The sequence below is a fragment of the Streptomyces diacarni genome, assembly GCF_003323715.1.
In the GTDB taxonomy this organism is placed as follows: Bacteria; Actinomycetota; Actinomycetes; order Streptomycetales; family Streptomycetaceae; genus Streptomyces; species Streptomyces diacarni.
Genome location: NZ_QOIN01000048.1, coordinates 581,337 through 594,676 on the forward strand (window position 1 = coordinate 581,337; position 13,340 = coordinate 594,676).

The 13,340-nt window shown below is 72.5% G+C and carries 10 protein-coding genes; 7 read left to right on the forward strand and 3 right to left on the reverse strand.

The genetic code is table 11. The features are described from left to right. Window positions 1–22 precede the first annotated feature (22 nt). Window positions 23–1,735, reverse strand: a complete 1,713-nt coding sequence (locus DTL70_RS24435) for an urease subunit alpha (protein WP_114024102.1) — start codon at window positions 1,733–1,735, stop codon at window positions 23–25. Further along, window positions 1,732–2,496: an urease subunit gamma gene (ureA, locus tag DTL70_RS24440; protein ID WP_114024103.1), complete on the reverse strand. Its 765-nt coding sequence runs from the start codon at window positions 2,494–2,496 to the stop codon at window positions 1,732–1,734. The genes DTL70_RS24435 and ureA overlap by 4 nt, the downstream gene beginning before the upstream one ends. Before the next feature lie 178 nt (window positions 2,497–2,674). Here ureA and DTL70_RS24445 point away from each other — a divergent pair, with 178 nt between their 5' ends. From DTL70_RS24445 to DTL70_RS24455, 3 genes are all read left to right on the forward strand, one after another. Further along, entirely contained in the window at window positions 2,675–4,306 is a 1,632-nt protein-coding gene (locus DTL70_RS24445) for a cytosine permease (protein WP_245979610.1), read from the forward strand. 219 nt (window positions 4,307–4,525) lie between these two features. Beyond that, window positions 4,526–6,139, forward strand: coding sequence for an acyl-CoA carboxylase subunit beta (locus DTL70_RS24450; protein WP_114024104.1), 1,614 nt, complete (start codon window positions 4,526–4,528; stop codon window positions 6,137–6,139). Window positions 6,140–6,150: 11 nt separating this feature from the next. Next, window positions 6,151–6,408: an acyl-CoA carboxylase epsilon subunit gene (locus tag DTL70_RS24455; protein WP_114024105.1), complete on the forward strand. Its 258-nt coding sequence runs from the start codon at window positions 6,151–6,153 to the stop codon at window positions 6,406–6,408. Between the two features lie 136 nt (window positions 6,409–6,544). Here the strand turns inward: DTL70_RS24455 and DTL70_RS24460 are convergent, their stop codons facing one another. After that, on the reverse strand, window positions 6,545–6,745 hold the full coding sequence (locus tag DTL70_RS24460) for a hypothetical protein (protein WP_114024106.1): 201 nt from the start codon (window positions 6,743–6,745) through the stop codon (window positions 6,545–6,547). Window positions 6,746–7,306: 561 nt separating this feature from the next. On the opposite strand from DTL70_RS24460, the gene DTL70_RS24465 reads away from it, so the two are divergent. From DTL70_RS24465 to DTL70_RS24480, 4 genes are all read left to right on the forward strand, one after another. Further along, window positions 7,307–11,599, forward strand: coding sequence for a sensor histidine kinase (locus DTL70_RS24465; protein ID WP_114024107.1), 4,293 nt, complete (start codon window positions 7,307–7,309; stop codon window positions 11,597–11,599). Window positions 11,600–11,608: 9 nt separating this feature from the next. After that, window positions 11,609–12,022, forward strand: a complete 414-nt coding sequence (locus DTL70_RS24470) for a roadblock/LC7 domain-containing protein (RefSeq protein WP_181856416.1) — start codon at window positions 11,609–11,611, stop codon at window positions 12,020–12,022. 67 nt (window positions 12,023–12,089) lie between these two features. Continuing rightward, complete coding sequence (locus DTL70_RS24475) at window positions 12,090–12,503, forward strand: DUF742 domain-containing protein (RefSeq protein WP_114015943.1); 414 nt, start codon at window positions 12,090–12,092, stop codon at window positions 12,501–12,503. A 49-nt stretch (window positions 12,504–12,552) separates the two neighbouring features. Next, window positions 12,553–13,161, forward strand: coding sequence for a GTP-binding protein (locus DTL70_RS24480; RefSeq protein WP_114024108.1), 609 nt, complete (start codon window positions 12,553–12,555; stop codon window positions 13,159–13,161). The last annotated feature ends 179 nt before the right edge of the window (window positions 13,162–13,340 follow it).

Below are 13,340 nucleotides of genomic sequence, written 5' to 3' on the forward strand. Positions count from 1 at the left end.
AGGGGGGAGTGGGGGCGGGGGCTCAGAGGAAGTAGAGGCGGTTGAGGCGGACGTTCTGGGCGGGTTCGGAACGCAGCGGCTCGCCGTCCAGGGTGACCAGTCCGGTCCGCTGGTCCACGTCCACCGCGCCGAGACGCGTGTTGTGCACCAGGTCGGCGGGGCCGATGCCGCGGGTGCCGCGGACGGCGACCCGGCGGCGCCTGGTCGGCAGGGTGTCGCCGTCCTGTTCGGCGGCGGCGCGGGAGACGAACGCCACGGACAGTTCGGCGGGCGCCGCACCGTGGCCGCCGAACAGTGGGCCCAGCACCAGCGGCTGGCTGGTGTCGGTCGCCGCGTTGGGGTCGCCGGTCACCCCCCAGGCGGGGAAACCGGACTTGAGGACCAGCTGCGGCTTGGCCCCGAAGTAGGCGGGGTGCCACAGCACGATGTCCGCCATCTTGCCGGGCTCGATGGAGCCGATCTCGTGCGCGAGGCCGTGCGCGAGGGCCGGGTTGAGGGTGAGTTTGGCGATGTAGCGCAGGACGCGCGCGTTGTCGTGGCCGGTGCCGGTGCCGGTGCCGGCGAGAGGGGCGGCGCCATCGGGATCGCTCTGCTCCGCCTTGAGCTTGGCCGCCATCTGGAAGGTGCGCCGCACCGTCTCGCCCGCACGGCCCATGCCCTGCGCGTCGGAGGAGGTGATGCCGATGGCCCCCAGGTCGTGCAGCACGTCCTCGGCGCCCATGGTGCCCGCGCGGATGCGGTCGCGGGCCATGGCGGCGTCGCCCGGCAGGTCGGTCTTCAGGTCGTGCACCGAGACGATCATGCCGTAGTGCTCGGCGACCGCGTCCCGGCCGAAGGGCAGCGTGGGGTTGGTGGAGGAGCCGATGACGTTCGGCACGCCCGCCATCCGCAGCACGTTGGGGACGTGGCCGCCGCCGCAGCCCTCGATGTGGAAGGCGTGGATGGTCCGCCCCTCCAGCACGGCGAGGGTGTCCTCGACGGCCAGGGCCTCGTTCAGCCCGTCGCTGTGCAGCGCGACCTGGACGTCGTACTCCTCGGCCACCCGCAGCGCCGTGTCCAGTGCCCGGTGGTGCGCTCCCATGTCCTCGTGCACCTTGAAGCCGCAGGCGCCGCCTTCGGCCAGCGCCTCGACCAGGGGAGCCGGGTGGGAGGAGGAGCCGCGGCCCAGGAAGCCGATGTTGACCGGCCAGGCGTCGAACGCGGAGAACGCGTGCCCCAGTGCCCACGGCGAGTTGACGCCCACGCCCCACACGGGACCGAACTCCTGGCCGATGACGGTGGTGGTGCCGGAGGACAGCGAAGCCTCCATGATGCGCGGCGAGAGCAGATGGACGTGGGTGTCCACGGCGCCCGCGGTGGCGATGAGGCCCTCGCCGGAGACGATCGAGGTGCCGGTGCCGACCACGACGTCCACCCCGTCGACCGTGTCGGGGTTGCCCGCGCGGCCGAGCGCGTGGATGCGGCCCTCGCGGATGCCGATGGACACCTTGCGGATGCCCTGCACCGCGTCGATGACCAGCACGTTGCTGATGACCACGTCGCACGTCTCGCGGACGGCGGCCGCCTTGAGGTGGAGTCCGTCGCGTGCGGTCTTGCCGAACCCGGCCAGGAACTCGTCGCCGGGGCGCTGGGAGTCGGATTCGACGCGGACGACGAGACCGGTGTCGCCCAGCCGCACCCGGTCACCCGCACGGGGTCCGTGCACCGCCGCGTACTCGCGTGGGTCCACGCTCATGCTTCGTCCTCCTCGGGATGCGGGGGGCCGGGATCGGGCGCTGCGCCCAGGGGACCGGGGTCGGGCGCGGCGCCCAGGTAGCCGCAGGCCGCGGCGCGGCGCAGCGCCTCCTCGCGCGCGCCGGGCGCGTCCAGTGGGCCGTCCACCAGTCCGGCGAAGCCGATCGCCACGCGGTCGCCGCCCAGTGGGAGGAGAGCGACCTCGCTGACGCCGCCGGGGTCGAAGCGGACGGAGGATCCGGCCGGCACCGCGAGACGCATGCCGTAGGCGGCGGCGCGCTCGAAGCTCAGCCGGGGGTTGGCCTCGAAGAAGTGGAAGTGGGAGGTGACGCTGACCGGCACGTCGGCGGTGTTGCGCACGGTCAGCGTCACCTCGGGCGGCGTCGGGGAGTACGCCGCGTCGGTGCCCTCCCCGGGCCCCGCGGGCAGCACCGCGCCCGGGCCCTCGTCCGTGGCGGGGGCGCCGAGGGGGTGGGGGACGACCGCGAGCCGGGAGCCGTCGTCGAAGACGGCCTCGACCTGGACCTCGGTCAGGACGTCGGCCACACCGGGCAGCACGTCGCCGGGGGCGAGGACGGACTGTCCCGCCGCGATCGCCTCGGCGAGCCTGCGCCCGTCGCGGGCCGCCTCGCAGACGGTGTCGGCGATCAGCGCCGTCGCCTCCGGCACGTTGAGCCTGAGCCCTCTGGCCCGCCTGGCCCGTGCCAGTTCGGCGGTGCCGAAGATCAGCAGGCGGTCCCTCTCCGTCGGCCCCAACCGCACGCGCGTTCCACCTTCCGCCTCGCCGGGTGTGCCGCCCAGCGGTGCGGGCGGCCATGGCGCTCCAGGATTTAGAGCAGCGGTCAAATAGTCAAGTCTCTGCTCAACCCATTGACCTGAGTGCGACGCATGCCTCAGATTGAGCGCTGCTCAAACAAGCGCCCGACCCCCAGGGAGCACCATGCAGATCGAGCAGCACGGCGTCGACGTCATCCCCGAAGCCGAGCGCACGAGCCGGCCGCGCGACATCGTCAGCTTCCTCATCGGCTCGAACCTGGCGCTCGGTGTCGTCGTCTTCGGCTGGTTGCCGGTCTCCTTCGGCCTCGGCTTCTGGGCCTCCGCCTCGGCGATGGTGCTGGGCACCCTCATCGGGACGCTGCTGGTCGCCCCGCTCGCGCTGGTCTCCCTGCGTACCGCGACCAACCTCTCCACCAGCAGCGGCGCCCAGTTCGGCGTACGGGGCAGGCTGCTCGGCTCGGCCCTCGGCCTGCTGCTCTCGCTCGGCTACACCGCACTGACCCTGTGGGTCGGCGGTGACGCGATGGTCGGCTCGCTCGCCCGGCTGTTCGGGCTGCCGGACTCGGCCGCCTCCTACGCGCTCGTCTACGCGGTGCTCGCCGTGTGCACCGCCGGGTGCGCCGTCTACGGCTACCGGCTGCTGCTGCGGCTCAGCCGCGTCCTGGCGATCGGCATGACCGCGCTGCTGGTCGTCGGCCTCGCCGCGTACGCGCCGCAGTTCACCACCCAGGCCCCCACGGGCACGAGCTACCTGCTGGGCGACTTCCTCCCGACCTGGTTGCTGGCCGTCGTCGCGGCCGGGCTCAGCGGACCGATGGCCTTCATCACCCTGCTGGGCGACTACACCCGCTACATGTCGCCCACCCGTCACTCCGCCCGCCGGGTCTACCTGACCACCTGCGGCGGGCTCGTCGCCGGGCTGCTCATCCCGCAGTTGTTCGGCACGTTCACCGCGGTCGCCGTCGACGCGGCGAGTGACTACGCGGGCCCCCTCGTCCAGCAGGCACCGTTCTGGTTCCTCGTCCCGCTGCTGCTGGCCGCCTCACTCGGCTCGGTCGGCAACGCGGGGCTGATGCTCTACTCGATGGGTCTGGACCTGGACGCCATCGTCCCGCGCACCACCCGCACCCGCGCCACCTACGGCGTGGCGGCACTGGCCACCGTCCTGGTCTACCTCGGCCACTTCGTGTGGGACGCGCAGGAGGCGATGACGGCGTTCGTCCTGCTGCTGACCGCCGTCGGCACCCCGTGGGCCGTGATCGTGCTGATCGGGCACGCGCGCTGCCGCGGAAACTACGACGCCGAGGCGCTCCAGGTCCTCAACCGGCGTTCGGTCGGCGGCCGGTACTGGTACACGGCAGGGTGGAACGCGCGGGCCACCGCGGCCTGGGCCATCGGCTCGGGCGTCGGCCTGCTGGCCGTCGACACGCCCGTCTACACCGGGCCGCTCGTCGGGCACCTGGGCGGCTTCGACCTCAGCTTCCTGCTCTCGGCCGCCGTCACGGCCGCGGTCTTCACCGCGGTCACGACCGGGGAGCCGGCCCGCCCGGCGGCTGAACCGCCCGCGGCGGGGGAGGCCTCTTCGACGGGAGAGACGCCCGCGGCGGGAGAGAGGTCCGCGGCGGGGGGCAGGTCCGCGTCGGGCCGGGCACCCGCGGGGCACGAGTGCGGAAAAGCCGAAAGCACCGCGGCGGCCGGGGAGCCCGAGGGGGCCGGGGAAGGCGCGGGGAGCGGGGAGGTCGGGGAGCCGGAGGGGTCGTGTGGAGCCCCGGAGGCCAGGGGTGCGACGGCCTGACCTGCGGCTGACCGCCCGCCGGCCAAGCGGAGGCACGCGCTCCCCGCACGGTCCCGGTTGCTGTGGAATTCCCACAGCAACCGGGACCGGTGATGTGAGGATCCCCTGCTTGGCCCCGTGTCCCCTCGCGGGTTCTGTCCAGCGCTGCCATGAATCGGGCGCGGAGACTGTACGAATCTGACCACGGCGGCGAGGCCCACTGTTTCGTAGGGTCTATACATGACCGATCTGTCCCAGCCGTCGCCACGGACCGAGGAGGCCGCGCCCGGCACAGCCCCGGCGCAGGACACGCGCGGGCGTGTCGCCGAGTTGCACGCGATCCGTGCACAGGCGTTCCAGGGTCCCAGCGAGAAGGCGACCCAGGCCCAGCACGCCAAGGGCAAGCTGACCGCCCGTGAGCGCATCGACCTGCTGTTGGACGAGGGCACCTTCCGCGAGATCGAGCCGCTGCGCCGGCACCGGGCCACCGGCTTCGGGCTGGAGGAGAAGAAGCCGTACACCGACGGCGTGATCACCGGCTGGGGCACCGTCCACGGCCGCACGGTGTTCGTGTACGCACACGACTTCCGGATCTTCGGGGGCGCGCTGGGTGAGGCCCACGCCACCAAGATCCACAAGCTGATGGACAAGGCCATCGCGGCGGGCGCGCCGCTGGTCTCCCTCAACGACGGCGCGGGCGCCCGTATCCAGGAGGGCGTCGCGGCGCTCGCCGGGTACGGCGGCATCTTCCAGCGCAACACCAGGGCCTCGGGCGTCATCCCGCAGATCAGCGTGATGCTCGGCCCGTGCGCGGGCGGCGCCGCCTACAGCCCGGCGCTGACCGACTTCGTCTTCATGGTCCGCGACACCTCGCAGATGTTCATCACGGGGCCCGACGTGGTCCAGGCGGTGACAGGTGCCCAGGTCTCCCAGGACGGGCTGGGCGGCGCGGACGTGCACGCGGCGACCTCCGGCGTCGCGCACTTCGCCTACGACGACGAGGAGAGCTGCCTGGAGGAGGTCCGCTACCTCCTCTCCCTGCTGCCGCAGAACAACCGCGAGAACCCGCCGTCCGAACCCACCGACGACCCCGCCGAGCGGCGCGGTGACGCGCTGCTCGACCTGGTGCCCGCCGACGGCAACCGGCCCTACGACATGCGCAAGGTCATCGAGGAGCTCGTCGACGACGGGGAATTCCTGGAGGTGCACGAGCGTTGGGCGACCAACATCATCTGCGCCCTGGGGCGGATGGACGGCGAGGTCGTCGGCATCGTCGCCAACCAGCCGCAGTCGCTGGCCGGGGTACTGGACATCGAGGCCAGTGAGAAGGCCGCCCGCTTCGTGCAGATGTGCGACGCCTTCAACATCCCGATCCTCACGCTGCTGGACGTCCCCGGCTTCCTCCCGGGCGTCGACCAGGAGCACGGCGGCATCATCCGGCACGGCGCCAAGCTGCTGTACGCGTACTGCAACGCGACCGTGCCCCGCATCTCCGTCGTCCTGCGCAAGGCCTACGGCGGCGCCTACATCGTCATGGACAGCCAGTCCGTGGGCGCCGACCTGACCTTCGCCTGGCCGACCAACGAGATCGCGGTGATGGGCGCGGAGGGCGCGGCCAACGTGGTCTTCCGCCGCCAGATCGCCGCCGCCGACGACCCCGAGGCCATGCGGGCCCGGATGGTCAAGGAGTACAAGGCCGAGCTGATGCACCCCTACTACGCCGCAGAGCGCGGCCTGGTGGACGACGTCATCGACCCGGCCGAGACCCGCGAGGTGCTCATCCGGTCCCTCGCGATGCTGCGCAGCAAGCACGCCGACCTGCCGTCGCGCAAGCACGGCAATCCTCCGCAGTGATGGGAGCACAGATGAACGAGACCCCCAAGGAGTCCGCCAGTACGGGCCCGTCGAGCGCCACGGCCGACGGCGTCGTGCGCGTGGAGAAGGGCCAGGCCAACGCGGAGGAGCTGGCCGCGGTCACCGCGCTGCTGCTCGCCCGCGCCGCCGCCACGACACGGGCCGGCCGGACACAGGCGCCCGCGCGCCGCGGGCGCCCGACGAAGGCCGGGTGGCGCCGCCTGGAGCGCCAGCACGGCTTCCGCGCGCCGCACAGCTGGCAGGGCTGAGCGCCCGAAGCGGGAGGAGCGGGCGCGAACGCGGTGCGGCGCCGGCCCGCGGCCCCGAGAACGACCGAGGCGCGTGCCGGAACCCCGGGGACAGGGTTCCGGCACGCGCCTCGGTGTATGCGCGGGTGCGCTGCGCTCAGCTCGCCGGCGCGTCCACCAGCGTGGTGCGGCGGGGGTTGGCAGTCTGGCTGGGGAGCACGTCCTCCGCGTTCTGCGCTGCCTCCTGTGAGACGTCTGCCTCCACCGCGCGGGCCGTCAGCTCGTCGGCGTCGTTGAGGTGCGCCAGAGTGGTGCGCCGCGGGTTGGCTATCTTCCCCATGGTCAGTGTGGACTTCACTGGATGCCCTTACCTCGCTCGGCTTGTCATTTCGATATGAGATGTAAACGCCGAGAGTAGGCCCGCTATTCCCCGCCCGAACGTGACCTAGGCAACGCTTGCCATGTGAGTTTCCTCACGAGCCGGTTACCAAAAGCGACATAAAGAAACGTCGGCCAGGTGATGCAATCGGGCAGAGCGGGCCAACGGGGGCAATCCGTGCACAGTGTTGATCTTGCAGTCATGGTGGGCAGGTCCGATGGAGCGGATGTTCGATCGGGAGAAGTCCGGCATTCCACTTCACCGTTTCGACGCACCGTGAGGGGGTGGATGCGAATAGTTACTGATCGCCGGTGGTTATCCACAGCCCTTGTTGCAGATCCGGCACTGTGCTGGAATTCCACGGACCGCCGCAGGACGAAACCATGACCGGCGCGCGTCGGACGCAGAAGCGGCGCCGCGCGACGGTGCTGAGGGGACGCGCCGGTCATCACGACCGCCATGGGGGCCTGGGACCCCCACGACTCGATACCGTCCCGCCGTCGCGACGGAGGGACGCCTGGTCCAGAGGTTGCGACGCTAGTGCAGGGACGTTTCAAGAGGGATGGCAGCGCTGAGGGAGCCCCGGAGGCGCGCGGCTCGGCCGACCGCGTCTCCCAGCCTCAGCGCGCCCAGGACGGCGGGCCCCAAGGTCAGGGCGCGCCCTCCGGTCAGCAGGTGAGCGGTGAGAAGGGCGCCGCGGCCACGAAGGCCGACAAGACCGGCAAGCTCGGGAAGACGGGCAAGGCCGCGAAGAAGGACGGCGCCAAGGGCGCCGCCTCGTCCTCTTCTTCGGCTTCCTCGGCTTCCTCGGCTTCTTCGGCTTCCCCGACCCCCGACCCGGGTTCGCGCATGGCGCTGCGCAACTGGCACATCAGCACGCGCCTGGTCTCCCTGCTCGCCCTCCCCGTCATCGCGGCCACCACGCTCGGCGGCCTGCGCATCTCCGACTCGCTCCAGAACGTCGACCAGCTCGACAACATGAAGCGCCTCACCGAGATGACGGAGCAGGCGACCGAGCTCGCCGCCGCCCTCCAGGAGGAGCGCGACCGCTCGGCGGGCCCCCTGGTCAGCACGGGGAACCAGAAGGACGACGTCGTCGTCGGCGCCCGCGAGGACACCGACAAGGCCTTCCAGTCCTTCAAGGAAACCACCGGCGACATCGACGGCAGCGACAAGGTGATGGCGGGCGTCCAGTCCACCGTCTTGGACATCACCCGCCAGCTCACCGCGATCAACACGGTCCGCGAGCGCGCCTACGAGAACCCGGAGTACGTCTCCCAGACGGTCAACTCCTACAACCAGCTCATCGAGTCCCTGCTCTCCCTCTCGCAGGACATGGCGCAGGCGACGAGCAACTCGGAGATGATCCGCAGCACCCGCGCCCTGGCCGCGTTCTCCAGCGCCAAGGAGTACGCCTCCATCCAGCGGGCCATCATCTCCGCCGGCCTGGCCCACCAGCCCACCCCCAAGCTGTCCGAGAGCGACCGGCTGTTCGCCAGGACCGCCACCGACAGCGAGGGTGCCGAGCTCGACAGCTTCGGCCAGATCTACGGCTCGGGGGAGACCGACGACCTCCTCAAGCCGCTCGGCGGCAGCGACGTCAACGTCGTCATGGCGAACAAGTACCGCGACCGGATGCTGCACAGCCCCGACGCGATCAAGAAGCAGCGCCGCACCTACGTCGACTGGATGGACCAGGACGAGTCCAAGATCCAGGCGATGCGCAAGATCGAGCACACCCTGCTGGAGAAGATGGAGCAGCAGGCCCGCGAGCTGCGCTCCGAGGCGCAGCGCGAGGCGCTGATCAGCGGTGCGCTCATCCTGCTCGTGCTGGGCATCTCGCTGGTCGGCGCGTTCGTCGTCGCCCGCTCCATGGTCCGCTCGCTGCGCCGCCTCCAGGACACCGCGCAGGATGTCGCGCGCAAGCGGCTGCCCGAGCTGGTCAAGCAGATGTCCGAGGCCGAGCCGCAGGACGTCGACACCTCCGTCGAGTCCGTGGGCGTGCACAGCCGGGACGAGATCGGCAAGGTGGCCTCCGCGTTCGACGACGTCCACCGCGAGGCCGTCCGCCTCGCCGGCGAGCAGGCGCTGCTGCGGGGCAACGTCAACGCGATGTTCACCAACCTCTCGCGCCGCAGCCAGGGCCTGATCCAGCGCCAGCTCTCGCTCATCTCCGAGCTGGAGTCCCGCGAGGCCGACCCCGACCAGCTCTCCTCGCTCTTCAAGCTCGACCACCTCGCCACCCGCATGCGCCGCAACGGCGAGAACCTGCTGGTCCTCGCGGGCGAGGAGCCCGGAAGGCGCTGGACCCGTCCGGTCCCGCTGGTCGACGTGCTGCGTGCCGCCGCCTCCGAGGTGGAGCAGTACGAGCGCATCGAGCTCAACTCGGTGCCGGCGAACGAGGTCACGGGCCGCGTCGTCAACGACCTCGTCCACCTGCTCGCCGAGCTGCTGGAGAACGCCACCTCGTTCTCCTCACCGCAGACCAAGGTCAAGGTCACCGGACACGCGCTGCCCGACGGCCGGGTCCTCATCGAGATCCACGACACCGGCATCGGGCTCTCGCCCGAGGACCTGTCCGCGATCAACGAGCGGCTGGCCAACCCGCCGACGGTGGACGTTTCCGTCTCCCGCCGCATGGGCCTGTTCGTGGTCGGCCGCCTCTCCCTGCGGCACGGCATCCGCATCCAGCTGCGCCCCTCCGACTCCGGTGGCACGACCGCGCTGGTCATGCTCCCCATCGACGTCGCACAGGGTGCCAAGGGCCGCGCCGGTGCGCCCGGCGGCCAGAGCGGGCCGCCGCCCGCGCAGCAGCGCGGCGGCAGCAAGGGCGGCAACCTCGCGGCGGCGCTCCAGCGCGGCCCGCAGGGCGGCACGCCCGGCGCGCCGTCCGCGGGTACCGGCGCGGGAGCCGGCTCGCTGGGCCAGGGCGGCTCGCGGCTGGGCGCCCTGCCCACGCGCGGTCAGAGCGGCGGCGCACGCCCGGCGCTGCCGGGCGGCGGCGCGCAGGGTGGCTCCGGCGGCAGCGCCGTGAACTTCTTCGGCGCCCCGCCGAGCCCGGCCCGCCCGGGCGAGGCCCCCGCGGGTCCGAGCGGCTCCGGCGGCGGTGCCCAGCCGCCGCTGCCCACCCGCGGCGGCCCCGCGGGGCAGCTCCCCGGCGGGTCGGACGCCCCCGGCGGCCCGCAGCAGGGCGGCACGGGCCAGTTCGCGCTGGAGCAGGGGCCGTCCGGCCCCCACGACACCGGCCAGTTCGCCCAGCCGGGCACCCCCTCTCAGGGCCCGGGCAGCACGAGCGAGATTCCGCGGATCGCGCCGGACGGCCCGGCGGGCACCGGCCAGTACGCGCAGCCGGGTGGCTCCGTGCAGCCGGGCGGCTCCGCGCAGGACGAGGGCCCGGGCAGCACGAGCCAGTTCCCGCGCGTCAGCGCCGACGACGCGGCCCGGGCGGGCCGCTTCCCGCAGCACGGTTCCCCGTCGGAGGGCCCCGGCAGCACGAGCGAGATCCCGCGGATCACGCCGGACGGCCCGGCGGGCACGGGGCAGTACGCGCAGCCGGGCGGTCCCGAGTCCACGGGCCGGTTCCCGCAGCCTGACGCGCCCGGGGGAACAACGGGCCGGTTCGCGCTGGAACAGGGGCCGACAGGGCCGGCCGACACCGGCGCTTTCCCGCAGCAGGGTGCGCCCTCTGGGGGGCCTGGCAGCACGAGCGAGATTCCGCGGATCACGCCGGACGGCCCCGCGAGCACCGGCCAGTACGCGCAGCCGGCCGACCCGTACTCCACGGGTGGGTTCCCGCAGCAGTCGGGCCCCGCGGACACCGGGCAGTTCCCGCAGCAGTCGGGTCCCGCGGACACCGGGCAGTTCCCGCAGCAGTCGGGCCCGGCGGACACCGGGCAGTTCCCGCAGCAGTCGGGCCCGGCGGACACCGGCCGGTTCGCGCTGCCGCCGCAGCCGGGCGGCCCGGCGGACACAGGCGAGTACCCGCAGGCGCCTTCCCCCTCGGACACCGGCGAGTACGCCCGCCCCGACGGGCCAGGCGACACGGGCCAGTTCGCGCGGCCGCAGCAGGCGAACGCGTCCGACGCGTCGCAGGGCCGCCCGAGCTGGGCGCGGCCCGAGCGGGGTCCGCAGGACGCCGAGGCGCCGCGTGGCCACGACGAGCCCCAGGGCACCGGCGAGCACGCACGGCCGCAGCAGCCCGGCACCGGTTTCCCGGACGGCATACCCTCGGGGCCCCCGGCCCCGCAGGACGCGCCGACTCCGATCTTCGCCTCCATGGAGTCCAACTGGTTCCGTGGCGCGGGGGAGCCCACCCCGCAGGCACAGCCGCACGAGGGCCGTCCGGGCCCGGCCGACGACGGCAGCGGCATGCAGGGCAACGGGCGGCAGCACGCGCCGGCGTCCGCTCCCCGCCCCGGGCAGCCCGCCTCGGCGGTGCCGCCGCTGCCGCAGCGCCGGTCCACCCCCGGTGCTCCCGCGGGGAGTGACGGGGCGGCCGCCGAGGGCAACTCGGCCGCCTCCCACGGCGCGGCGCCCGACGCCGGCCACTGGGGAGCCTCGCCCAACGACGAGCGCTGGCGGCGTGCCGAGCAGCTGCGTGAGCCCGCCGCCGGCGGTGTCACGACCTCGGGTCTGCCGCGCCGCGTGCCCCGCGCCAACCTGGTGGCGGGTACCGCACAGCAGCAGTCCACCGCACAGTCCGGTCCACAGGTCTCCCGCGCGCCCAACGACGTGCGTGGCCGGCTGACCAATCTCCGCCGTGGCGTCCAGCAGGGCCGACAGGCCGGCACGGACACCCACGGCGCAGGTCCCACCTATCAGCAGGAGCGTTAGTTGAGTCCGATGAGCCAGGCTGCGCAGAATCTGAACTGGTTGATCACCAACTTCGTGGAGAACACCCCCGGGGTGTCGCACACGGTGGTGGTCTCCGCCGACGGCCTGCTTCTGGCCATGTCGGAAGGGTTCCCCCGGGACCGTGCCGACCAGCTGGCGGCGGTCGCCTCGGGGCTGTCCTCGCTGACGTCCGGTGCGTCGCGCATCTTCGAGGGCGGCGTCGTCAATCAGACCGTGGTGGAGATGGAGAGGGGATTCCTCTTCATCATGGCCATCTCGGATGGTTCCTCACTGGCCGTCCTCGCCCACCCGGAAGCGGACATCGGCCTCGTCGGCTACGAGATGGCGCTGTTGGTGGACCGTGCTGGAAGCGTACTCACTCCGGACGTGCGCGCGGAACTCCAGGGAAGCATTCTCAACTGATCGTCACGCTCCCCCCACCTGAGCACCACAGTCCGTCCGCCGACCCCATGCCTCGCTCGGAGGAGCCATGACCCCGCCGCCCGCCTCGCACGACCCGTACGGCGCGTACAACGCCCATGCGCCGTACGGTGGTGAGGGCGACCAGCCGCTGGTGCGCCCCTACGCCATGACGGGCGGGCGCACCCGGCCGCGCTACCAGCTCGCCATAGAGGCCCTGGTGAGCAGCAACGCGGACCCGATGCAGCTGCAGGGGCTGCTCCCGGAGCACCAGCGGATCTGCCACCTGTGCCGGGAGGTCAAGTCGGTCGCGGAGGTCTCCGCGCTGCTGGCCATCCCGCTGGGGGTGGCCCGGATTCTCGTCGCCGACCTCGCCGAGGCCGGGATGGTGGCCATCCACCAGCCGGGCAGTGCCTCGGACCCGGGCGGTACCCCCGATGTGACGCTGCTGGAAAGGGTGCTCAGTGGACTTCGCAAGCTCTAGCCCGCGCAGGGACCCGGCCGGGCGGCAGCCGGCCCCGCCGGTGGGCCCGATGGGCTCCGTGGGCCAGCACGGCCAGCAGGGCTTCGGGGCGCCCGCGCCCGCGCCCGCGCGTTCGACGACCTCCGCGAAGATCGTGGTGGCCGGCGGCTTCGGCGTGGGCAAGACGACCTTCGTCGGCGCGGTCTCGGAGATCAACCCGCTGCGCACCGAGGCCGTGATGACCTCGGCCTCGGCCGGTATCGACGATCTGACGCACACCGGTGGCAAGACGACCACGACGGTGGCGATGGACTTCGGCCGCATCACGCTCGACGACGACCTGATCCTGTACCTGTTCGGTACGCCGGGTCAGGACCGGTTCTGGTTCATGTGGGACGACCTGGTGCGCGGTGCCATCGGTGCCGTGGTGCTGGTGGACACCCGCCGGTTGGCGGACTGCTTCCCCGCGGTGGACTACTTCGAGAACAGCGGGCTGCCGTTCGTCATCGCCCTCAACGGGTTCGACGGGCACCAGCCCTACTCTCCCGAAGAGGTCCGCGAGGCGCTGCAGATCGGCCCCGACGCCCCGATCATCACCACCGACGCCCGCCACCGCGCCGACGCCAAGAGCGGGCTGATCACGCTGGTGGAGCACGCACTGCTCGCCCGCCTCAAGTAGCGCCGTGGATCCGCGGGACCGGGCAGGCGCCACGCTGTGTTTTTCGCCATGTCCGGCAACCGTCGCGGCTTCACGTTCATAACGTTTCGAAAGAGAATCACGCCCGGGCGAACACGCCGGGCGCGCGGAACGTTTCGCTCTGCGTACGAATCCCGGGCCATTTGGCGCCGCACGGCCCC